Raw genomic sequence first — 21384 nt, forward strand, 5'->3', positions numbered from 1 at the left:
CAGGTCAGGCAGCGTCCTCTCCCTGCGCCCTGGCCGGCGCCGATCCAACGTGATCCGCAGGACGCCGCGGTGTAGATCGGCCGCGCTACGGCGCGGGCAGCTCGAGTGCGCTCTTCAAACTCGACAGCTTCAGTGGCCAGCCCTGTGAGATCCGTTGGTGCACAGCGCTACCCGGGTCGAACTCGTCGTGAACCACGATGAGTTTGACCTGTTCGCCGTGCGTTTCGATGTCGAAAGACACTCGCGAACGCCGTTCGGCCGCGGCGTGGGCGATCGTCTCCTCGGAGACGTCAGGGGCGATTGCGCGGAACTCGGGCGTGAACGTGTGGAAGGTGAAGGCGAGCCGCTGGTAGGGATCGGACTCCAGGATCACCTGATCGGGATGCTCGATCCGCAGCCCATTCTCGATCCAGGTGTAGCGCGATCCCCTCTGCCAGTCGGACTCGATGGCATGACCCAGATAGCGGCTGGAGAACGCCGGGTTGGTGATCGCCTGCCACAGCCGTTCCGGAGTGGTGCGGATGTAGGTGATATAGCCGAACTCGGTGGTGATGGCATCCAACGTCTGGAGATCCAGGCCATGCTCCTGGATCTGTTCGTAACGGTTGATCCAGCGGTCAGCCATGGCGTTGATCGGTTCGGCGTTGAGGTAGTGCAGCTTCTCTCGCCCGCGCCGCACCGGCGTCACCAGATTGGCGGCCTCCAGCACCGCCAAGTGCTTACTGACCGATTGCCGCGCCATCGACAGCCCCGCGCACAAGTCCCGCAGTGACTGCCCGTCGCGGTCGTTGAGACTGTCGAGCAGCAACCGGCGGTTCGGGTCGGCCAGCGCTCTGAAGACTTCGTCCACCATCCGCCGTTCCGGTCATAGGCAACCGACCGGCTGCACACGGTCATTATGCAGCTGAATGGCTGCCTGTCAACGCCGGAGCGCGGTTCGGATGACGCCATCGACTGCCGTCAGCGCCATAACTCTGACCGTCCGCTCAGTTCCGAGAAATTCGCCAGGATCGAAAGTCGCGGCCCAAAAGCGACGACGGTGGGCGCCCGTCATGTCGGCGCTTACCGAGCACTGTACGGATGCGGGCACCGACCCGGCTCGCGATCTTTGCGATTGAGCGAAACACCCTGTGCGCCAGTATGTTTGCACCAGCCGGTTCGTGATTGACACGACCGCCCCGTCGTGACGGAACGGGCACAATTGCACTGGCGCAAGAACATTGAATGGAACCGTCACAGGCGCTCAAACGGCGGTGTGCACACCTGGTATCCAGACCCGAATTGCGGCTACCAGCAATGACACTGCCTTCACTGTTGAGTGAAGCAGTCCATACCGCGCATGAATAGTGAAGGGAGTCACATATTTTGGCGGCCGAAAATGGCTCTGTTAATGTCCCGGCGCATGTTTGCTATCGCGACGTTGATGGCGCTTGTCCAGCAAGTTTCGGGCACGCCGTACATTTCCGGTGGGGACAGCCCGGCCGGCACCGACTGCTCTGGTCTGGCCTCCTGGGTCAGCAATGCCGCTACCGGCCGACCCGTATACGGGGACAGGTTCCACACCGGTAACCAGGAGCGCGCCCTGCTGGCCCGTGGGTTCAAATACGGGACGCAGCCCGGCGCCCTGGTGATCGGCTGGAACAGCGGCCACACCGCCGTCACCCTCCCCGACGGCACGCCGGTGTCCTCAGGCGAAGGCGGCAAGGGCGTGAAGATCGGTGGTGGGGGCGCCTACCAAGGGCAGTTCACCCACCACATGTACCTGCCGGCTGCCGAAGCGCCCGCGCCCGTGCCGCCACCGCCGTTCGGTGCGCCGCCACCGCCTGCAGCGCCGCTGCCTCCGGGCCCGCCGCCACCACCACCGGCCGATCCGTTCGCACCACCGCCGCCGCCACCGCCCGCCCCCATGGCGGCACCGCCACCGGCCGATCCCTTCGCGCCTCCACCGCCACCGCCCGCCCCCGGGGTAATGCCTGCGTCGTTCGTGTTGGACGTGCCGCCGCCACCCGCTCCACCCGCACCCGGGCTACCGCCACCACCGCCGGGAATGCCCGTCTGACCCTGGGGGTTCACACCTGTCGGAGTGAGGACGATACGAGCCCTCCGCTAACCTCTGGCGGGTGATCGTGCTCCTGCCGCCGTCGGAGACCAAGCACGCCGGCGGGGACGGCCCGCCGCTGCGCCTGGACTCCTTGAGCTCCACCGCTCTCACCCCGCTGCGTTCGGAGCTGGTCGACGAGTTGGTCAGCCTGGCAGCCGATCCAACGGCCAGCCGGAAGGCACTCGGACTCACCGCCGCCCAGGACAGTGAGATCCGGCGCAATGCCGAACTGCGGCAGGCGCCCACCCTTCCCGCGATCAATCGCTATACCGGGGTGCTTTATGACGCGCTCGACGTCGGCTCATTGCGCGGAGCTGCGATCGGACGGGCCCGAGCCCGGCTCGCTGTCGGCTCGGCGCTGTTCGGGCTGCTCCGCGCGGACGATCCGGTACCCGCTTATCGGCTGTCCGCGTCTGCGAAACTGCCCGGTCAACGCGGACTGAGCACACGGTGGCGCCCGGTCCTGGAACCGGTGCTGGCCGATCTGGCCTGCCAGGAACTGATCGTCGACCTACGCTCGGGCTCCTACGCCGCGCTCGGCCGGGTACCTGACGCCGTCCGCGTCCAGGTCCTCGCCGAGCATGCCGACGGCCGTCGCACGGTGGTCAGTCACTTCAACAAGGCGCACAAGGGCCACCTGGCCAGGGCGCTGGTCAGTTCCAGAGCCGAGCCCGAGGACGCCGCCGCGGTGGCAGCGGTCGCCCGCCGGGCCGGCATGCGCGTGGAACGCCACGGCAACGAGCTGACGGTCGTGGTACCGGCCTGACCGCTCAGATCGCGTCGAACGGTTCGCCGTCCAAAGCCACCGATACCCGCCCATCTGGCCCCTGCGGCACATCGCCGACCAACGTCACCCGATACAGCCTCCGGTCGTGGTCGAGCGTCAGATCCGACGGAGCCAGGTGCACAGTCGACCGGTTGTCCCAGAACGCGATGCTGCCGGGCTCCCATTTGAACCGCACGGTGTATTCGGGCCGGGCGATCTCGTCGTAGAACAGACCGAGCAGCCGTCGACTTTCGTGGGGAGAAACGTCCACGATATGGCTTGTGAAGCCGGGGTTCACGTAGAGCGCCTTCTCCCCCGTCTCCGGATGTACCCGCACCACCGGGTGTTCCGTCAGCAGCGGCCGGCGGCCCACCCGGCGACGATAGTCGTCGGTGGCGGTCGCCCCGTCTGGCGGCGCGAAGCGGTGCACCGCCCGCAGACGGTCGGCCAGCCGCTGCAGCGGTGCTGACAGTCCGGCGTACGCGGCAACGGTGTTGGACCACTGCGTGTCGCCGCCGTACGGCGGAATCTCCTCGGCGCGCAGAATCGAGGCGGCCGGCGGATTCACCGCGGCGGTGACGTCCGCGTGCCAGTTGGGTTTGTCGAATCCGCGGCTGCTGCCGTAGCGGGATTTGAACCGGTCCCGGAAAATCGGATAGATCGTCGGGTAGTCCGGGTCGGGTATCGAGTCGAACAGTGGATGCGCAGGCGTCGGCGCGCCGAATGCGCGGGCGAATCTCAGGTGGTCATCGTGATCGATGGACTGGTCGCGGAAGAACACCACCTTCCATTTGAGCAGTGCCGCACGGATTTCCGCGATGTGCTCGTCGCGCAATGGTGCGGTGAGGTCGATCCCGTGGATTTCGGCTCCTGTCCACCCGGATTGCGGCCGGATGCTCAGGGCAGACGCTAGTTGAGTCATCGAATGTTTCCCCTCTGTGCTACGACGTGAGTGATTTCGGTGTGATGCCGTCGAGTTTGTTCTGCGCGTTGACGATGTCGTTGTATCGACCGTCCACGTAAGGCGTGAGGTCGATGTGTGTCTTGGTCGTCCCGGTCTGGTGCAGGCCGTCGGCGACCGTTTGGAACAGCGCAGTGGAGTCGGCCTCGATCGGGTAGTACGAGGCGATTCCGTCTTCTTCGTAGAGCTTTTTGCCCTGGTCGAACGTGATGCCCTGCTGCTTGACGTAGTACTCGGAGATCCACTCGTCGGAGTGGGTGTCCTTCCAGTTGTTGGCGGCGACCGCCCGGCCCACATAGTCGCCGATCGCGGCGACCTTCGCCGGGTCGTCGAGCACGTCCCTGCGCACGATGAGAGTCTGGATGCCGGTGTTGATGCCCTTGCCGTCACCGAGAATCGGCGGTTCGCCCAGTTGGTAATACTGGTTGCCGAGCACGATCGCCGCGTCGACGGCGCCTGCAGCAAAGGTCGGAACCACCTCGGCCCCAGCGAGTTCCACCGGCTGCACGTCGGTCTTGAGGTCCAGTCCATGCTGCCTGAGCAGTGCCGCGGTGATCATGTGGCGGCCCGAACCGGGCGGGTAGGCGACCCGTTTGCCGCGCAGGTCCTCGATCTCGCTGACACCGCTGTCCGGGCGGGCGACGAGGTAGTACCCGCCGCTGGTTCCCGGATTGGCCTGCAGCCCAACGGTCACCAGGTCGGTGACTCCGCTGTCGACCGCGATGGGCACCGGAGCCTCACCGATCGATCCGACGTCGGCGGCACCGGAGCGCAGCGCCTCGATCACTGCAGCGCCACCGCTGAAGTCCGCGAACTCGACCTCATACGACGCGTCGTGGCCGGCGTTGGCCAGGTTCCACGGCAGCGACTGGGTCGCGTTCTGCTCGGCAACGATGATCGCCGTGCCTGGCGGGACCTCGGTGTCGGTGGCTATCTGCACCGTGTCGATGGCGTTGCCCGCGTCGTCCTCGGACAGCCCGCATGCACTGGCGAGCAACGGGATCACCAGTAGTGCAGCGTACTTCCACCGGGTTTGGGCTTTGGGGTTCACAGTCGGCTTTCCATCTCGCGGGGCACGGGTTCAGGCCTGGTCCTCGGACACGCCGAGTTCGGCGAGCAAGCGCCTTCTGAGCGTGGCGAAGTCGCGTGAGTCACGGGTGCGGGGTTTGGTGACTGCGACTTCGACGTCGAGAGATATGACGCCGTCGGTCAATACGATCACCCGGTCGGCGAGCACGATCGCCTCGTCGACGTCGTGGGTGACCAGTAGGACCGCAGGGGTATGCCGGCGGTACAGGTCCAGGAGCAGTCCGTGCATCTTGATCCTGGTGAGTGCGTCGAGCGCGCCGAACGGTTCGTCGAGCAGCAGCAATTGCGGTTCCCGGACGAGCGCGCGGGCCAGTGCCACCCGCTGCGCCTCGCCGCCGGACAATGTGCGCGGCCAAGCTTTTGCCTTGTCCGCAAGGTTCACTTCGGCCAGGGCCGCGAGTGCGCTTCGCTGCACTGCGGTGGTGACAGGCAGTCCGATCGTCACGTTGGCAAGCACCCGCTGCCACGGCAGCAGGCGCGGATCCTGGAACACGATCGCGCGACGCTGTGGCACTTTCAGTTCGCCGTCGACATCACTGTCCAGGGCGCCCAGCGCCCGCAGAAACGTGCTCTTTCCCGAACCGCTGCGGCCGAGCAGGGCGACGAACTCACCGGCCCGTATCTCCAATTCGAGTCCGTTGAGGATGACGTTGTCGCCGAAGCGCTTTCGCACACCTCTCGCGATCACCACGGTGTCGGCCGTGGCGGGGGTGGCCCGAGTGTCAGTCGCCGTCATATGCCCGCCTCCAGGTCAGTAGCCGGCCCTCGAGGAAGCGCACCACCAGAATCGAGACCAGACCCAGAATCGCGTATACCGCGATCAGCACGAACACCACATCGATCTGGAAGTACTCGCGTGCGTCGGTCATCATCCGCCCCAGGCCCTTCTTCGCGTTGATCGTCTCGGCGAAGATCAGGGAGAGCCAGGATGCCGTGAGCGCAAGCCGCAGGCCGACCAGGAAGCCGGGCAGCGAGCCGGGAATGATGACGCGGTAGATCATCTCGGTACGGCCGGCGCCGAAGGATCGTGCTGCCTCCACCAGAGTTGCGTCGACGCTGCGAATTGCGCTGAAGGTGTTGATGTAGATCGCAACGGCGACAGCCAGGGTGATCAGCAGGATTTTGGGCACCTCGCTGATCCCGAACCACACGATGAGCAGCGGAACCAGTGCGAAGTTCGGAACCGCCCGCAGGACTTCCATATTGGCGTCGACGAAGTTCTCCCCCACCCGGGACAGACCAGAGATGAGAGCCAGCCCCAGGCCCAGCGCGATGCCGAACGCCAAGCCGTATCCGACGCGGAGCAGGCTGGCCGTCAGGTGTTCCTGAAACGTTCCGTCGGCGATCAGCGCCCACGCCGCTCGCACCACCCGGGTGGGCGGCGGCACGGTGCGCTCATCGAAGATCCCGGTTGTCGAGAGCACCTGCCAGGCGACGACCAACAGCACCGGGCCGAGCATGCGCTGCACGGCCCGGGGGACGATGGGCTTGCGCTGGGACCTGCGCACCGCTGCCCGCGGATCGACGAGTCCGGCGGGCGGAACGGTACGGACGGTGCCCGCAGGCCTGGACAGGAGCGTCGCCATCTCAGGCAGCTCCGAAATAGTCACCTGAGATTGATTCCGACGCAACACCATCGGGTCCGACCGGGACATCGCCCACCAGCGTGATGCGGTGCAGGATCCGGTCGCCCTCGATGTGCTCGAAGTCGCGCGGTGCGAGGTGCAGCGCGGCCCGGTTGTCCCAGAACGCGATGCTGCCAGGCTCCCATTTGAACCTGACGGAGTACTCGGGCCGGGCGATCTCCTCGAACAGTAGATCCAGGACATGCCTGCTCTCCCGAGGTGCGAGGTTGACGATCTCCCGGGTGAAGGACGGGTTGACGTAGAGCACCTTCTCCCCGGTCTCCGGATGAACCCGCACCACCGGATGGATCGAGGCAAGCGGGTTGGTGCGGACGAGGTCGCCGATCTTCTCGGTGCTGCGCTCGGCGGATACCGTGGAGCCGAAGCGGTGCTCAGCACGCAACTCGTCGACCAGCGCCCGCACGGGTTCGGACAGGCCCGCATACACCGCTGCGACGTTGGTGAACTGGGTGTCACCGCCGTAGGCGGGCACATGCTCGGCCCGCAGGATGGAGTGCGACGGCGGGTTGATCAGCGGTGTCACATCCGCATGCCAGCCGGGTCCGTTGGGGCTCTGCCGCTTTCGGTACCTGGTGCCGTACCGATGATCGTAGGCTGCCGGTGACACGGTGTGGATCTGCGGGAATCCCGGCGGCGCGGAATCGCCCTCGTAGGGATGACCCGGAGTGACCTCACCGAACTGGGCGCCAAAGGCGATCTGGGCGGCGTGGTCGAGGTGTTGATCCCGGAAGAACACCACCTTCCATCGATGCAGCGCCGCGCGGATTGCCGCGAGCTGATCGCCGGTCAACGGGGCTGACAGGTCGACGCCGTCGACCTGCGCTCCCGTCCAGCCGGACAACGGAGTGATCTCGATACTGTGCTCGGTGACGCTCGTTGTAGCTGTGGTCGTCGCGGAAGAAGTCATCGCCACGCTCCCCTCGAAAGTGACTGCTGTTATCGACCATTCGAAGCTAACGAGGATCGAGCGAGGGGTTACCGGTTTGAATCGGCGTGACGTGAATGCGGCTCTGGCGATCTCCAGCGGGACTCCTCTCATGGGCCGCGGCGATGTTGCCGCACGAGCCGGACATGTCCGTCCACAAAGCTCTGGCCTGCGACATACCGATCTCATCGGTCTTGCCGGCCTCAATGTGTTTGTTGCGGAGCTGCTTTCGCACCGCCCCAGGTGCCGCCCCGGCAGCAACTATGCCGACCAAGTGCTATCGGCTGGACATCACCACCGGGCACATGGGTGGTTCACGACGAATTGCGGGTGTTCTCCACCGAGGCCCGCAGCATCGTGCAGAATATGAGGTCGCGTCAGCGAGCTTTGGTTTGTGAAACCCCACCACATCGCCGTACGGGAGCGAGCTTGGTCATCTACCCAGCGTCCATGTCATATCAGCCGCGCACCGGTGGAAGGCACCGAAAGCCACCCGAACGCCGTTGGCTGCCTGTCGGAATCGGCGTGGCAGCTGCTGCGATCGTCAGCTCGTTGCTCACCGCCTTCGTCGTCATCACCACACTTGCCGCGAAGCTGTCGACGCGGGACACTGTGCAGGCGGTCGGCGCCAGGATGCTGGCGGTCGGCCCGGATCGACCGTCGCGGAAGAACGTGACCGACCAGGCCGGCGCCGCCCTCGTCACACCGTATGCATTTGACCAGTCGGGATTCATCGACTCGGATGCCCGTTGCCGAGATACCCAGTCAGCACGGGCGATCGGTCGTACCGAAGGATCCCTGGTGGTGATATGCCTCGACCGCAGTGGACGTTTCGAGTACCACGGCGTCCGGTTGACTGACGATGCCGCGCTGGCCGCGAAAGCCGAGAAGTCCCAGAACCGAAAGTTCGTCGCGCGCAACCACAGCGTGAGCTATGCGGTGTCCCCCACCGAGCTGCTTGTCACCTCTGGCAGCACAGTCATCAAGCGCGAGCCGATGGTCGAGTACCGCGAGTTGCTCTCGACCCCGGTGGTCCTCGCCCCGCGGTAGTGCAAATGGATTCCAAGCTCGCGTTCGCTCTCGCCGACGTCGATGCGGTCGGTCAGGCCGACCTGGTCTCCGCCGGTGACCTCACTGCCGCCGAACTGCTCGACGCCGCGATCATGCGGGCCGAGGAAGCCCGATCGCTCAACGCGGTGATCACCGATTTGTTCGAGCGCGGACGAACTCAGGCCTCGGCGCTCGACGCGTCCGCGGCACTACGCAACGGTCAGGGCGGTCCGCTGGCCGGTGTGCCCTTCCTGCTCAAGGATCTCGGCGCAGCGTTGGCCGGAGCGCCAGAAGCAATGGGTTCGCGGGCGTTGCGCACTTATATGGCAACGGACTCCGCGTGGACAGTGCAGCAATATCTGGATGCCGGCCTGGTGATTTTCGGCAAGACCAACACCCCTGAGTGGGGCAACCACTGCACCACTGAGCCCGTGCTGTTCGGGCCCACCGTCAACCCCTGGTCGTCCGCAGTCACACCGGGTGGATCCAGTGGCGGTTCTGCAGCCGCGGTCGCCGCCGGGGTGGTCCCCGCCGCATCCGGTGGCGACGGCACCGGGTCGATCCGCGTCCCGGCTTCGTGTTGCGGCCTGGTCGGCCTCAAGCCCCGCCGCGGCAGATCCTCATTCGCCCCGGACGGCGGTCACGGGTTGGAAGGCTTGGTCAACAACCACGCGTTGACCAGGACGGTGCGCGATTGCGCGGCTTTGCTCGACGTTGTCTCAGGCAGCGCTCCCGGCGATCCGTACACCGCCGCGATGCCCGATACGTCGTTCCTGCAATCGCTGGACCGGCCGCCGCAGTCCCAGCGCGTGCTGATGTCGACCGCAACCCCATTTCCCACAGAACGAATCGACCCCGGCGTCGTCGCGACAGTCGAATCGACCGGACGCCTCCTGGAAAGCCTCGGACATCGGATCGAGACCGGCGGACCGACGATCGACCCGGATGCGGTGGCCGATGCAATCGCAGTGCTACACAACGTCAGCAATGCTCAGCTGCACGCATTCGCCACCGGCCATCTGGGTCGCGAGCCGAGCGAGGACGAGTTCGAGCCGAGCACCTGGGTGATGATCCGCGAGGGGTTGACCACCAGCGGCGTCGCATATGCGGACGCCATCGCCGCGATCCACGCACAGACCCGTCGTTTCGCCGCGGGAATGGCCGGGCACGACGTGCTACTCGTACCCACATTGCTGACAGGCCCTCCGCCCTATGCCCTGTTGAACCAGCCGCGCGGTACCACGCGGGCTTTCTTCGACGTCGAATTCGCCACCACCGGATGGACGGCACTGGCCAATATCACCGGCTGGGCGGCGATTTCGTTGCCGCTCGGAATGACCGAAGACGGCCTACCGATCGGCGTGCAGCTGATGGCCACCGATGAGACGATCCTGCTCAGCCTTGCGTGTCAACTCGAGCAGGTGGCGCCGTGGGCCGCCCGCAAGCCCGCCCGGTGGGTGGCGAACAGCGATACCGCCTGACGACGAGCTCGTAAGGTCGGCTCATGCCGAATTCTCGCCCCGATCGCACTGCCGGGCTGCGCACCGCGGCCGCCCTCGCCGAGGCGTACCTCACGGGTCTCGATGACCGGCCGGTCGCCGCCCGCAGCGACGCGGCGGCCGTGCGTGACCGCCTCGGCGGCCCGCTGCCCGAACGTGGAGAGGATCCCGGTGCCGTCATCGAGGCGCTCGCCGCCGGAGCCGAGCCCGGCCTGGTGGCCAGCGCCGGACCGCGGCACTTCGGTTTCGTCATCGGCGGCGCGCTGCCGGCTGCGCTGAGTGCGGACTGGCTGGTGTCCGCGTGGGACCAGTGCGCTGCATTCCATTCGCTGTCACCGGCTGCGGCGGCTGTCGAGGAGATCGCCGCGGGCTGGGTGCTGGGGCTGCTGGGGCTGCCGTCGAGCGCCAGCGTCGGGTTCGTCACCGGTGCCCAGGCGGCCAACACCACCGGTCTTGCCGCCGCGCGTCACGCTGTGTTGGCCCGGGCCGGCTGGGACGTCAGCCGCGACGGGCTGATCGGCGCTCCCCGGCTCCGGGTGCTCTGCGGGGCGCAGGCCCACGCCACCATCTACGCCTCGTTGCGACTGCTCGGGCTCGGCGAAGCGGCTGCGGTGCGCGTGGCGGCAGACGACCAGGGCAGGATGCGGCCGGACGCACTGCGGGCCGCACTCGCCAACGACGAGGGGCCGGTTGTGGTGTGCGCGCAGGCCGGGAACGTGGCCACCGGCGCCTTCGACGATCTCGAGGCGATCGCCGATGTGTGCGCGGCGCACGATGCCTGGTTGCACGTCGACGGTGCGTTCGGGCTGTGGGCCGCGGCGGCGCCTTCCACCCGCCATCTCACCGCGGGCGCGGTGCGGGCGGACTCGTGGGCGGTGGATGCCCACAAATGGCTCAATGTTCCCTACGACAGCGCGATGGCGATCGTGGCCGACCCGGATGCGCATGTGGCGGCGACCGGTTTGGCGGGCCCGTATCTGGTGGCAGACCCCGGCCAGCGCGACAGCACCAACTTCGTTCCGGAGAGTTCGCGTCGGGCGCGGTCGGTGCCGGTGTACGCGGCGCTGCGCTCACTCGGCCGAGTCGGCGTCGCTGACCTGGTGGAACGCAATTGCGCGCAGGCGCGCCGGATGGCGCGGCTGCTCCAGTCCGGCGTTCCCGGCGCCGAGGTGCTCAACGATGTCGTCCTCAACCAGGTGCTGGTCCGCTTGCCCGGTGGTGACGAGGCCACCCGGCGGGCGGTGGCGGCGATCCAGGCCGACGGCACCTGCTGGCTGGGCGGCACCACCTGGAACGGCGAGTACGTGTTGCGGGTGTCGTTCTCGAATTGGGCCACCGGCGACGACGACGTGGACCGGTCGGCGACTGCGATCGCCGAGGCCGTTCGGACCGCACTGAGCGCACCGAACTGAGGTGGGGTCCGGGTGCAGATCGCCTGCGAATATCCTCTGAGACGAACTGCAGTACACGTCTTCAAAGGAGTGGGCACCCCGTCATGACGAACCAAGTGAATCAGCAGCAGGCCGACAAGATGACCTCGGGCAAGGGCTTCGTCGCCGCACTCGACCAAAGCGGCGGGTCGACCCCCAAGGCGCTGCGGCTTTACGGGGTGGAGGAAAGCGCCTACTCCTCCGAAGAAGAGATGTTCGACCTGATTCACCAGATGCGGTCACGCATCATCACCTCGCCCGCGTTCACCGGCGACCGGGTACTGGCCGCGATCCTGTTCGAGCAGACCATGGACCGCTCCATCGAAGGCAAGCCCTCGGCGACCTTCCTCTGGGAGGACAAGGGCGTCGTGCCGCTGCTCAAGATCGACAAGGGCCTGGCCGAGGCTGCCGACGGGGTGCAGCTGATGAAGCCGATGCCTGCTCTGGACGACCTGTTGGCCCGCGCGGTCCGCAACGGCGTCTTCGGCACCAAGGAGCGTTCCGTGATCGGCGCTGCCAATCCCGCAGGCGTTGCCGCGGCGGTGGCCCAACAGTTCGAGGTGGCCAAGCAGGTGCTCTCGCACGGGCTGATCCCGATCATCGAGCCCGAGGTAACGATCTCGATTCCGGACAAGGCCGAGGCCGAGGACCTGCTGCGCGACGAGATCGCCAAGAACCTCGACGAGCTGCCCGACGATCAGCAGGTGATGTTGAAGCTGACTCTGCCGACCGCGGCCAACCACTACAAGTCGCTGGTCGACCATCCCAAGGTGATGCGGGTGGTCGCGCTGTCCGGTGGCTACTCACGCGACGACGCGAACGCGCTGCTCGCGCAGAACAGCGGCGTCATCGCCAGCTTCAGCCGGGCGCTGACCGAGGGTTTGTCCGCCCAGCAGAGCGACGACGAGTTCAACTCGACGCTGGACAAGTCGATCCAGTCGATCTACACCGCCTCGGTCGCGGGCTAGTCCCGAAAACGGCGGACGCGCAGACATGGTTATCCCGATCGACCGTCCCAAGCTGGAAGGCAACATCGCCGTCGGCGATGATCGCCAGATCGGATTCGCCGAGTTCGGTGATCCGCAGGGGCGGGCCATCTTCTGGCTGCACGGCACCCCCGGGGCGCGCCGCCAGATCCCGACGGAGGCCCGGCTGTACGCCGAGCAGAACCACATTCGGCTGATCGGCGTGGACCGGCCCGGTATCGGGTCGTCCACGCCGCACCAGTACGAGACGGTGCTGGATTTTGCCGAGGATCTACGCACGATCGCCGACACGCTGGGGATCGACAAGATGGCGGTCGTCGGTCTGTCCGGAGGCGGGCCGTACACCCTGGCGTGCGCGGCCGCGATGCCCGACCGTGTCGTCGCCATCGGGGTGCTCGGCGGCGTCGCCCCGATGATCGGCCCCGACGCCATCAGCAGTGGCTTGATGGAACTCGGGGCCGCGGTCGCCCCGCTGCTCCAATTCGCGGGCGCGCCGATTCGGTTGGCTGCGTCGGGATTGATCCGTCTCATTCGTCCGGTGGCCTCCCCCGCGTTGGAGATCTACGCGCGGATATCACCCGAGGGCGACCGGCGGATGCTAGCCCGGCCGGAGTTCAAGGCCATGTTCCTCGATGATCTGCTCAACGGCAGTCGTAAGCAGTTGGCCGCGCCGTTCTACGACATCGTGGTGTTCACCCGGGACTGGGGCTTCCGACTCGACGAGGTCAAAGTTCCGGTGCGGTGGTGGCACGGCGACCACGACCACATCGTCCCGTTCTCCCACGGCCAGCACGCAGTCGCCAGGCTGCCCGAGGCAGAGCTCACCGAATTGCCCTACGAGAGTCATCTCGGCGGGCTGGGCTGCGCACAGGACATCATGCGAGCCATGACCGACATCTGGGACAACTCGCGGATCTGAGCATGCTTGACCTCAACCAATGTTGAGGGTCGAAACTGCGGTTATGACAGCCACGATGACCCAGATCCGGGCCGACCTCTGGGAAACCCGCACCGACTCACCGTTTCCAGGGTTGACCACCCACGCGTACCTGTGGAAGGCCGACGGGCACAGGCCTTCTTCCAATGCGTTGTTCTACTGCCCGGCTTCCGATGCCGACTTCGCCGCCATCGAATCACTTGGCGGGGTGGACGACCATTACCTGTCGCATCAGGACGAGGCAGGGCCGATGCTGGCCCGCGTCGCCGACCGGTTCGGAGCGCGTCTACACGCGCCGGCAGCCGAATTGGCGACGATCGGTCGCCACGCGCACATCGATGTTCCAGTGGCCGGCCGATACGTCGACAGCAACGCCGTGGAGGTGATTCCCACGCCTGGGCACACCCCGGGGAGCACCAGCTACCTGGTAACCGGTGCCGAGGGCCGGTATCTGTTCACCGGCGACACCATGTTCGTCGACGACAACGGCCGATGGTCGACGTTCGTCATCCCCGAAGTCGGCGATGCGGGCGCGATGACCGAGAGCCTGCAGCTGCTCGCGACCCTGGAGCCCGACGTGGTCATCTCCAGCGCATACGGCGCCCACGCCGTCACGGTGCTCGGCGAGCGGGCGTGGTCGGACTGCGTGGCCGAGGCGCTGACCACGGTTCCCGTGACGCGCTGACCGGGACGCCACCGCATCGAGATCGACGTGGTCTACCCAGTCAGCGCCCGGCGCAGCATGTGCATCGCCACCGTCGTCGACCGCTCCCGGATGTCAGACCGGTTGCCGGGGAGCCGGACGGTCCGGGTGAGCGCCACCCCGGCGGCCCGCACCGTGAAGCACACGGTGCCGACCGGCTTGTCCGGTGTGCCGCCGCCGGGGCCGGCGATGCCGGTGATCGCCACCGCGGTGTCGGCGCCGAAGTGATGCAGTGCCCCGGCCGCCATCGCCTCGGCGACCGGCTCGGAGACGGCGCCGTGCTCGGCGATCAGCACCGGATCCACGTTGAGCAGTTCGGCCTTGGCTTCGTTGGCGTAGGCGACGACCCCGCCGGTGAAGTAATCCGACGAGCCGGGCTGATCCGTCAGGCGGGCCGCCAGCAACCCGGCAGTGCAGGATTCCGCCGTCGCGATGCGACGGCCGGCCAGCAGCGCGGCGACCTGATCGTCCACCGTCGCGCCGTCTTCGGAGTACACCGCGTCGCCGTGCCGATCGCGCAACACCGCGAGAAGTTCGGCGTAGGACTCTGCGGCGGAAGGTTCATATCGGGTGACGATCTCCAATTCACCGCGCCGTAGGCAGGTGGTGATCTCGAGCGCGTCGAAGCCGGCGATCGACTGCTGGGCATCACGCAGCGTCTCGGCTAGAGCGGATTCGGCCAGGCCGAACATGCGTACCATTTCCTGCCGGTACACGGTGCGGCCCGAGATGGCTTGCTGCACAGTCTCGGTGGCGACGGCCCGCGACCACATCGGCTGCAATTCGCGCGGTGGGCCGGGCAGCACCACGACCGTCGGGTTTCCCGGCACGACCACGCCGGGAGCGGTACCGACGGGTTCGAGGATCTCCGCACTTACCGGCACCAGGGCCTGTTTGCGGTTGGCGGCGCGCACCGCGTCGAAGTCCACATCGGCGCGCGCCCCCATCAGCTTGCGCAGGATCGCTGCGATCCGTTCCTCCAGCGCCTCGTCCAAAACGAGTTCCTGACCACAGAACTCGGCCACGGTCGCCACGGTGAGGTCGTCTGCGGTCGGCCCCAGGCCGCCGCTGGTGACGATCAGATCCACCCCTTCTGCGGCCAGAAACCGCAGCTGCGCATCGATATCGTCGGGCCGGTCGCCGCAGATCGTGATGTGCGCGAGCTCGACCCCCAACTCGAGGAGCTGATCGGCCAGCCACGGCCCGTTACGATCCTGGATCCGGCCGGTGAGGACTTCCGTCCCGGTTACGACGATGCCTGCGCGTACGGTCACCAGTTGCACACTACGCACCGGGGAAACGCCCGGTCGATGCGACTCAGAAGCCGTAGCCCAGCTCGGCCGGGACGTCGCTGACGAACGCTGCCCCGAGCCGGTGAATCAGTTCGGAATCATTGCTGCGCAAGCGGTTTGCCGCCGCAAAGCCGTCGGCACGATGGGCGCCCAGGTACAAGCTGCCGAGCACATCGAGATCGAGGTGGACGTCCGCGGGCGCGTCAGTGGGCGTACACCGGGCCCGGCCGCCAGCGATCTGCAACGCGAATCGTCCACCGTCACTGCGGAAGCCGTCAGCGACCTCGAGCACCGTGGTCAGGTCGGCCTGATACCGCCGGGCCTCCAGAGCGGTCGGGATGTCCATGATGCGCACCCAGAGGTCGTCTGCGCTCGAGGTGACGCGCGCCAGCCTCGGGTCGCTGAGCAGGTAGGGCAACGCATCGCCGGGATGAGTCCCGATGATGACCTTCTCCATCAGATCGAGGCCGAGCAAGGCGCGCCACAGGGCTACATGTGCGCCGCCGGTGACGGCGGTGAACTCGCCGACACGCACCACCTTCGGGTCGTCGCCGTGTATCCGGTACAGCACGTAACCGTCGGGGTGCAGGAAGGAGAACCACTCGGTGCCGCCGCCGCGGTCGTTCTCCCGGTCGGCGAGCAGGTCATCCCACAGTGCCGTCGGCCGGGCCAGCCCGCCGGGTGTGCCCCGGCGCCAACGGTCATAGATGTCGGCGAAGTCGTCGCGGTGGTCGGCGGGCTTGACGATCCGCACGCCACCGGGGTCAGGGGCCGACCGGTGGAACTGCGCGAACCGCCGGTCGATCGACACTTCCTGCACGGTCGTCGCCGGGCCGTACCCGAAGCGGCCGTAGATGCCGCCCTCGCTGGCCGTCAACGCCGCGATCGGATACTTCGCGTCGGCGATCCGTTCATGCAACTCGGTGTACATGGCACGCAATATGCCGCGCCGCCGGTGCGTCGGCGCGACCGCGACAAAGCTGATCCCGGCCATCGGAAGCACCGCTCCGCCAGGCACGGTCAGTGCCATGTCCAGATAGATCGCCTGGCCCACGATGTCGGCATCGGCGGCTGTGGCGTCAGTGCCGTCGCGCACCACCACGGCGCCATCGGCCGGCACCATCGACCGCCACGCGGCCGCCGACTCCGGGTTGCCGATTCCGCCGAACGCGACACCGCCCAGCAATGCCATCCGCGCCCAGTCGGCGTCGGTGATGCTCTGCACGGCCAGCGGTCTACCGGTATCGATCACAGAAGTCGACGCTGCCACACCGCGGCGTTCCGCCGCGACCGAATTTTCGGGTTGATCAGCGCCTGAGCCAGGCGCCGACGGTCGGCAGGTCGCGGGTGTAGGTGGTCATGATGTCGTCCTGGTACAGGGTGGCACCGCTGATCGTGCTCGATCCCTGCCAGACCACCCGGACCCGGTTGGCGCCCCGGTGGTAGACGTCGACTCGGTCGAGGTCCCGGTGCAGCCATCCGCCCGACTCGGCCAACTGGCCCAGTTCCTGGCGTTCGTCGGTTGTGGTCATGGGCCGATCCTATCGTCGGACCCGCTGGTCGATCGGCACGACCACCGCTGCGGCCACACGCCGGTGGGTCTCAGAGCTTGTGCGGAACGTCGTTCACGAGGCCGCCGTCCATCACGAATTCGGCTCCGGTCGCATAACGTGATTCGTCAGAGGCCAGGAACACCACGAAGCTCGAGACCTCCTCGGGCTGCCCGGGTCGGCCGAGCGGAATGGTCAGCATGTCGTCGGGGAAATGCTCGGTCATCGGGGTCCGGATGAAGCCAGGGTGAATCGAGTTGACCCGGATCTGCTTCGCCCCGAGTTCCAGCGCCGCCGACTTCGTCAGACCGCGCACCGCCCACTTCGAGGCAACATACGGATGCACCATGGCCGCGCCGCGGAGGCCCTCGATGGACGACACGTTGATGATCGATCCGCCGCCTGCGGCTTTCATCGCCTTGACCGATGCCTGCATGCCGAGGAACGTCCCCGTCAGATTGACGTCAATGACCTTCTGCCACTGGGCCATGTCGAATTTGCCGATCTGCCCGAGCGCCACGATGCCCGCGTTGTTGACCAGCACGTTGAGCAGCCCGAAATCGGTGGTCGCGGTCGCGACCGCAGCGTCCCACTGGTCAGCCTCGGTGACGTCGAGATGCACGTAGCGGGCGGCCTCGCCGAGTTCGGCGGCCAGTGTCTTGCCCTCGTCGTCGAGGATGTCGCCGATGACCACTTTGGCCCCTTCGGCCACCAGCGCCCGGGCGTGTTCGGCGCCCATACCGCGTGCGCCACCACTGATCAGTGCAACTTTTCCGTCAACCCGTCCCATGACGGGTGAGGGTACCGCAGCGCGTGCCGGAATTAGAACCTGTTCCAATTTTCTCGCCGAGTGGGCATACTTCGTTCCCATGGCCATCCGCGTCGCCCACATCGGTACTGGAAACGTCGGCCGCCTGGCCCTGACCGGGCTGCTCACCAACCCCGCCTACGAGCTCACGACACTGTGCGTCTCCACCGAAGCCAAGGTCGGCAAAGACGCGGGTGAGCTTGCCGGACTGGACATCTCCACCGGTGTTGCCGCCGTCAACGACCTCGACGCCGTGATCGCTGCCAAACCGGACTGCGCGGTGTACTGCGCGATGGGCGACACCCGCGGTCCCGAGGCCATCGCCGACGTGGTGCGCCTGCTGGCTGCCGGCATCAATGTCGTCGGGTCGTCTCCCGTCAGCCTGCAGTTCCCCTGGAAACTCATGCCCGGCAAATACATCGCGGGCATCGAGGAGGCTGCCCAGGCCGGCAACGCGAGCCTGTTCATCACCGGGGTCGATCCCGGCTTCGCCAACGACCTGATCCCGTTCGCACTGGCCGGAACGTGCCAGAGCATCGAGCAGGTCCGCTGCATGGAGATCGCCGACTACGCCACGTACGACGGCGCCACCGTCATGTTCGACGTGATGGGCTTCGCCAAACCGCTCGACGAGACGCCGATCCTGTTCCAGCCGGGCGTGCTGAGCATCGCGTGGGGTACCTCGATCCGGCAGCTCGCCGCCGGGCTGGGTATCGAGATCGACGACATCACCGAAGTGTGCGAGAAGGAGCCGGCGCCCGAGGCCTTCGACATCGCCGTCGGCCACGTCGAGAAAGGCACCGTGGCGGCGCTGCGGTTCGAGATCCGCGGCATGGTCAAGGGCGAACCGGTGATCGTCATCGAGCACGTCACCCGGCTGCGCGGCGACCTGCGACCTGACTGGGCGCAGCCGGCTCAACCCGGTGGCTCATACCGCGTCGAGATCGTCGGCGAACCGTCCTACGCGGTCGACATCTGCCCCACCAGCCGTAAGGGCGACCACAACCACGCCGCGATCGTGGCCGCCGCCGGCCGCATCGTCAACGCCATCCCCGATGTGGTGGCCGCACCGCCGGGAATCCGGACCACCCTGGACATGCCGCTGGTCACCGGTAAGGGTTTGTACGGGCTGGGTTGACGCCGCGAGGAATCCGGCGCGCCGGACCAGCTAGCGGCGCCGCGCAACCGGACGGTCCAACGACAGGATGGGCCAACCATGTTCGGCGGCAGCAGCAGTCAGTCCCGGGCGCGGATTCACCGGCCGCGGCTGGCCCACCACGCGCATCAGCGCGCTGTCCTCCGGCCCGTCGGCGTAGAAGTAACTCTGTTGCAGCTCGACGTCGTTGCGCGCACAGAACTCCTGGACGACGGCGGCCTTGCGCTGTCCCCACACAACGGGCCGGACGACTGCTCCCGTGAGCACGCCGTGCTCGTCGGTTTCGAAGTGATTGCACAGCACGTGGTCGATGCCGAGGTGGCGGGCAACCGGCTCGGCGTGGATGGTCAGGGCCGACGAACTCAGCGCCACGGTGTGGCCCCGGTCTTGATGCCGCCGCACGACATCACGCATGTGTGGGTAGACACGGTGGGCGAAGCGTTCGGCGAACAGCAGCTCGCCGAGCTCGTCCAGCTCGCCCAGTGATTCGCCGCGCAGGTATCCGGCGGCGCGACCCAGGAGCCGCTCGAACGGCATCCGGCCGATGCGATACCGGATCGAGGCCTCGATGATTCCGAGGATCTCGCCGAAGGCGGCCTGCCGCTGCCGGATGCGGTGTCGCGCGTGGGCGGTTGCGGTGAACCCGTCGACCAGGGTGCCGTCAAGGTCGAAGAACGCGCCGACCCGCGCACCGCCCGGTCCCGAGCCGATCTCTGCGAGAGATTCGGGGGGCGACAAGGTGCGTGCCATCAAACAAGTACACCAAGGGTCTGGGCTCACGGGCGAATCCGGACTAAGAATGACCTATGGCTGCAACGCCGCAGGACATCGTGGTCAACGACATCGCCGCCGTGGTCGCCACCAGCCGGTTCGGCGAGGCGCTCGCCTGGTACTCCCGCATCATCGGCCGGGATCCGGATCTGCAGCCTGTCGAGGGCGTCGCCGAATGGCAGTTGACCGCAACCGCCTGGCTGCAGCTCGCCACCGACGGGGACCGGGCCGGACGGTCGGCGGTGCGGTTCGGCGTCACAGACCTCCCCGAAACGATGACGGCGCTGGTCGACTATGGCGTCGAGGTGGGAGAACCAATGGTCGTCGCCAATATGGTGGCCATCCTCGATGTCACCGATCCGGACGGCAACGAAGTGTCCTTCGTCCAGGATCTGACCTGATTCCCCCGGGTCCGGGCCCGCGAACCCTCCTAGGGGTACTAAACTAGAACACGTTCCAATTCCGATCCGGCTATGACTTCGGCCCGCACCGCCCAATGAAGGAGCAGGTATGCACACCGCCCTCTGCGACGAGCTCGGCATCGAGTTCCCCATTTTCGCGTTCACCCACTGTCGTGACGTCGTGGTCGCCGTCAGCAAGGCCGGCGGTTTCGGCGTGCTGGGCGCCGTGGGTTTCAGTCCCGAACAGCTCGAGATCGAGCTCAACTGGATCGATGAGCACATCGGCGACCATCCTTACGGCGTCGACATCGTGATCCCGAACAAGTACGAGGGCATGGACGCCAACATGTCCGCCGACGAGCTCAAGGGCATGCTGCAGTCCCTGGTGCCCCAGGAACACCTGGACTTCGCCCGCAAGATCCTCGCCGACCACGGTGTGCCCGTCGACCACAGTGACGATGACGCGCTCCAGCTGCTGGGCTGGACCGAAGCCACCGCGACCCCGCAGGTGGAGATCGCGCTGCGGCACCCGAAGATGACGCTCATCGCCAACGCCTTGGGAACGCCACCGGCCGACATGATCAAGAATATTCACGAGGCCGGGCGCAAGGTGGCCGCGCTGTGCGGCTCGCCGTCGCAGGCCCGCAAGCACGCCGATGCCGGCGTCGACATCATCATCGCCCAGGGCGGTGAGGCCGGCGGTCACAGCGGTGAGGTCGGCTCGATCGTGTTGTGGCCTCAGGTCGTCAAGGAGGTGGCTCCGGTCCCCGTGCTCGCCGCAGGCGGAATCGGCAGCGGTCAGCAGATCGCGGCGGCCCTGGCGTTGGGCGCCGCGGGTGCCTGGACCGGCTCGCAGTGGGTCATGGTCGAGGAGTCCGAGCACACCGCGCAGCAGCACGCCGCGTATGCCAAGGCCACCAGCCGTGACACCGTCCGGAGCCGGTCGTTCACCGGTAAGCCGGCCCGCATGCTGCGCAACGACTGGACCGAGGCCTGGGAGAACCCGGACAACCCGCAGCCGCTCGGCATGCCGTTGCAGTACATGGTGTCCGGGATGGCCGTGGCGGCCACCCACAAGTATCCGAACGAAAGCGTCGACGTCGCGTTCAACCCGGTGGGTCAGGTGGTCGGGCAGTTCAGCAAGGTCGAGAAGACCTCTGCGGTGATCGAGCGTTGGGTGCAGGAGTACCTCGACGCCACCTCGACGCTCAACAACCTCAACGAGGCTGCCGGCGTGTAAGCCGAAGAGCTCCGAAAACGACGCAATGGTCGATTCCTTGCGAGGAATCGACCATTGCGTTGTTTTCGCGGCT

Annotated in this window: 22 protein-coding genes; 11 read left to right on the forward strand and 11 right to left on the reverse strand. The window is 66.8% G+C overall.

What is annotated here, in order from left to right; translation table 11 throughout:
• Positions 1 to 85 precede the first annotated feature (85 nt).
• A complete protein-coding gene (locus ABQF30_RS28155) occupies positions 86 to 850 on the reverse strand; it encodes an ArsR/SmtB family transcription factor (protein WP_448470470.1) in 765 nt (254 codons plus the stop codon).
• A 552-nt stretch (positions 851 to 1402) separates the two neighbouring features.
• Here ABQF30_RS28155 and ABQF30_RS28160 point away from each other — a divergent pair.
• Positions 1403 to 2059: a peptidoglycan endopeptidase gene (locus tag ABQF30_RS28160; protein WP_448470092.1), complete on the forward strand. Its 657-nt coding sequence runs from the start codon at positions 1403 to 1405 to the stop codon at positions 2057 to 2059.
• A gap of 61 nt (positions 2060 to 2120) precedes the next feature.
• A complete protein-coding gene (gene yaaA / locus ABQF30_RS28165) occupies positions 2121 to 2867 on the forward strand; it encodes a peroxide stress protein YaaA (RefSeq protein ID WP_448470094.1) in 747 nt (248 codons plus the stop codon).
• A 4-nt stretch (positions 2868 to 2871) separates the two neighbouring features.
• On the opposite strand, the gene ABQF30_RS28170 is transcribed toward yaaA, so the two are convergent.
• Genes ABQF30_RS28170 through ABQF30_RS28190 form a run of 5 tightly spaced genes read right to left on the reverse strand, consistent with a single transcriptional unit; the run spans position 2872 to position 7470 of the window.
• Entirely contained in the window at positions 2872 to 3789 is a 918-nt protein-coding gene (locus tag ABQF30_RS28170; RefSeq protein ID WP_448470096.1) for a TauD/TfdA dioxygenase family protein, read from the reverse strand.
• A gap of 19 nt (positions 3790 to 3808) precedes the next feature.
• Positions 3809 to 4879 carry a PhnD/SsuA/transferrin family substrate-binding protein gene (locus ABQF30_RS28175; RefSeq protein ID WP_448470098.1) on the reverse strand — a complete coding sequence of 357 codons (1071 nt, stop codon included), beginning with the start codon at positions 4877 to 4879 and terminating at the stop codon, positions 3809 to 3811.
• 30 nt (positions 4880 to 4909) lie between these two features.
• Entirely contained in the window at positions 4910 to 5653 is a 744-nt protein-coding gene (locus ABQF30_RS28180) for an ABC transporter ATP-binding protein (protein WP_448470100.1), read from the reverse strand.
• Positions 5640 to 6503, reverse strand: a complete 864-nt coding sequence (locus ABQF30_RS28185; protein ID WP_448470102.1) for an ABC transporter permease — start codon at positions 6501 to 6503, stop codon at positions 5640 to 5642. Before ABQF30_RS28185 ends, ABQF30_RS28180 begins: the two co-directional genes overlap by 14 nt.
• 1 nt (position 6504) lies before the next feature.
• Positions 6505 to 7470 (reverse strand): TauD/TfdA dioxygenase family protein, encoded by a 966-nt coding sequence (locus ABQF30_RS28190; protein WP_448470104.1) that lies wholly within the window; start codon positions 7468 to 7470, stop codon positions 6505 to 6507.
• A 468-nt stretch (positions 7471 to 7938) separates the two neighbouring features.
• On the opposite strand from ABQF30_RS28190, the gene ABQF30_RS28195 reads away from it, so the two are divergent.
• From ABQF30_RS28195 to ABQF30_RS28220, 6 genes are all read left to right on the forward strand, one after another.
• Complete coding sequence (locus tag ABQF30_RS28195; RefSeq protein WP_448470106.1) at positions 7939 to 8538, forward strand: hypothetical protein; 600 nt, start codon at positions 7939 to 7941, stop codon at positions 8536 to 8538.
• Positions 8539 to 8543: 5 nt separating this feature from the next.
• Entirely contained in the window at positions 8544 to 10019 is a 1476-nt protein-coding gene (locus tag ABQF30_RS28200; protein ID WP_448470108.1) for an amidase, read from the forward strand.
• A gap of 23 nt (positions 10020 to 10042) precedes the next feature.
• Positions 10043 to 11449 carry a pyridoxal phosphate-dependent decarboxylase family protein gene (locus ABQF30_RS28205; RefSeq protein ID WP_448470110.1) on the forward strand — a complete coding sequence of 469 codons (1407 nt, stop codon included), beginning with the start codon at positions 10043 to 10045 and terminating at the stop codon, positions 11447 to 11449.
• An 83-nt stretch (positions 11450 to 11532) separates the two neighbouring features.
• Positions 11533 to 12435: a fructose bisphosphate aldolase gene (locus ABQF30_RS28210; protein ID WP_448470112.1), complete on the forward strand. Its 903-nt coding sequence runs from the start codon at positions 11533 to 11535 to the stop codon at positions 12433 to 12435.
• 25 nt (positions 12436 to 12460) lie between these two features.
• Positions 12461 to 13372: an alpha/beta fold hydrolase gene (locus ABQF30_RS28215; protein WP_448470114.1), complete on the forward strand. Its 912-nt coding sequence runs from the start codon at positions 12461 to 12463 to the stop codon at positions 13370 to 13372.
• Positions 13373 to 13415: 43 nt separating this feature from the next.
• Entirely contained in the window at positions 13416 to 14075 is a 660-nt protein-coding gene (locus tag ABQF30_RS28220) for an MBL fold metallo-hydrolase (protein WP_448470116.1), read from the forward strand.
• Between the two features lie 32 nt (positions 14076 to 14107).
• On the opposite strand, the gene ABQF30_RS28225 is transcribed toward ABQF30_RS28220, so the two are convergent.
• The 4 genes from ABQF30_RS28225 to ABQF30_RS28240 form a co-directional block, all read right to left on the reverse strand.
• On the reverse strand, positions 14108 to 15367 hold the full coding sequence (locus ABQF30_RS28225; RefSeq protein WP_448470118.1) for a competence/damage-inducible protein A: 1260 nt from the start codon (positions 15365 to 15367) through the stop codon (positions 14108 to 14110).
• Positions 15368 to 15410: 43 nt separating this feature from the next.
• Positions 15411 to 16637 carry an enhanced intracellular survival protein Eis gene (locus ABQF30_RS28230; RefSeq protein WP_448470120.1) on the reverse strand — a complete coding sequence of 409 codons (1227 nt, stop codon included), beginning with the start codon at positions 16635 to 16637 and terminating at the stop codon, positions 15411 to 15413.
• Between the two features lie 55 nt (positions 16638 to 16692).
• Entirely contained in the window at positions 16693 to 16917 is a 225-nt protein-coding gene (locus tag ABQF30_RS28235) for a hypothetical protein (RefSeq protein WP_448470122.1), read from the reverse strand.
• 70 nt (positions 16918 to 16987) lie between these two features.
• Complete coding sequence (locus tag ABQF30_RS28240; RefSeq protein ID WP_448470124.1) at positions 16988 to 17725, reverse strand: glucose 1-dehydrogenase; 738 nt, start codon at positions 17723 to 17725, stop codon at positions 16988 to 16990.
• A 79-nt stretch (positions 17726 to 17804) separates the two neighbouring features.
• Here ABQF30_RS28240 and ABQF30_RS28245 point away from each other — a divergent pair, with 79 nt between their 5' ends.
• Complete coding sequence (locus ABQF30_RS28245; RefSeq protein WP_448470126.1) at positions 17805 to 18881, forward strand: NAD(P)H-dependent amine dehydrogenase family protein; 1077 nt, start codon at positions 17805 to 17807, stop codon at positions 18879 to 18881.
• 30 nt (positions 18882 to 18911) lie between these two features.
• Here the strand turns inward: ABQF30_RS28245 and ABQF30_RS28250 are convergent, their stop codons facing one another.
• Positions 18912 to 19649: an HAD family hydrolase gene (locus ABQF30_RS28250; RefSeq protein ID WP_448470128.1), complete on the reverse strand. Its 738-nt coding sequence runs from the start codon at positions 19647 to 19649 to the stop codon at positions 18912 to 18914.
• 56 nt (positions 19650 to 19705) lie between these two features.
• Here ABQF30_RS28250 and ABQF30_RS28255 point away from each other — a divergent pair, with 56 nt between their 5' ends.
• Entirely contained in the window at positions 19706 to 20071 is a 366-nt protein-coding gene (locus ABQF30_RS28255; RefSeq protein WP_448470130.1) for a VOC family protein, read from the forward strand.
• Between the two features lie 109 nt (positions 20072 to 20180).
• Positions 20181 to 21311 carry a nitronate monooxygenase gene (locus tag ABQF30_RS28260; RefSeq protein ID WP_448470132.1) on the forward strand — a complete coding sequence of 377 codons (1131 nt, stop codon included), beginning with the start codon at positions 20181 to 20183 and terminating at the stop codon, positions 21309 to 21311.
• The last annotated feature ends 73 nt before the right edge of the window (positions 21312 to 21384 follow it).

Source organism: Mycolicibacterium sp. XJ870 (genome assembly GCF_053483975.1).

Bases quoted from the DNA above. Each gene is read 5' to 3' on its own strand.
- ABQF30_RS28215 (WP_448470114.1), top strand. From the start codon at position 12,461: ATGGTTATCCCGATCGACCGTCCCAAGCTGGAAGGCAACATCGCCGTC.
- ABQF30_RS28180 (WP_448470100.1), bottom strand. From the start codon at position 5,653: ATGACGGCGACTGACACTCGGGCCACCCCCGCCACGGCCGACACCGTG.
- ABQF30_RS28255 (WP_448470130.1), top strand. From the start codon at position 19,706: ATGGCTGCAACGCCGCAGGACATCGTGGTCAACGACATCGCCGCCGTG.
- ABQF30_RS28210 (WP_448470112.1), top strand. From the start codon at position 11,533: ATGACGAACCAAGTGAATCAGCAGCAGGCCGACAAGATGACCTCGGGC.
- ABQF30_RS28185 (WP_448470102.1), bottom strand. From the start codon at position 6,503: ATGGCGACGCTCCTGTCCAGGCCTGCGGGCACCGTCCGTACCGTTCCG.
- ABQF30_RS28220 (WP_448470116.1), top strand. From the start codon at position 13,416: ATGACAGCCACGATGACCCAGATCCGGGCCGACCTCTGGGAAACCCGC.
- ABQF30_RS28250 (WP_448470128.1), bottom strand. From the start codon at position 19,649: ATGGCACGCACCTTGTCGCCCCCCGAATCTCTCGCAGAGATCGGCTCG.
- ABQF30_RS28160 (WP_448470092.1), top strand. From the start codon at position 1,403: ATGTTTGCTATCGCGACGTTGATGGCGCTTGTCCAGCAAGTTTCGGGC.
- ABQF30_RS28245 (WP_448470126.1), top strand. From the start codon at position 17,805: ATGGCCATCCGCGTCGCCCACATCGGTACTGGAAACGTCGGCCGCCTG.
- ABQF30_RS28195 (WP_448470106.1), top strand. From the start codon at position 7,939: ATGTCATATCAGCCGCGCACCGGTGGAAGGCACCGAAAGCCACCCGAA.
- ABQF30_RS28240 (WP_448470124.1), bottom strand. From the start codon at position 17,725: ATGGGACGGGTTGACGGAAAAGTTGCACTGATCAGTGGTGGCGCACGC.
- ABQF30_RS28200 (WP_448470108.1), top strand. From the start codon at position 8,544: ATGGATTCCAAGCTCGCGTTCGCTCTCGCCGACGTCGATGCGGTCGGT.
- ABQF30_RS28205 (WP_448470110.1), top strand. From the start codon at position 10,043: ATGCCGAATTCTCGCCCCGATCGCACTGCCGGGCTGCGCACCGCGGCC.
- ABQF30_RS28170 (WP_448470096.1), bottom strand. From the start codon at position 3,789: ATGACTCAACTAGCGTCTGCCCTGAGCATCCGGCCGCAATCCGGGTGG.
- ABQF30_RS28190 (WP_448470104.1), bottom strand. From the start codon at position 7,470: ATGACTTCTTCCGCGACGACCACAGCTACAACGAGCGTCACCGAGCAC.
- ABQF30_RS28260 (WP_448470132.1), top strand. From the start codon at position 20,181: ATGCACACCGCCCTCTGCGACGAGCTCGGCATCGAGTTCCCCATTTTC.
- ABQF30_RS28235 (WP_448470122.1), bottom strand. From the start codon at position 16,917: ATGACCACAACCGACGAACGCCAGGAACTGGGCCAGTTGGCCGAGTCG.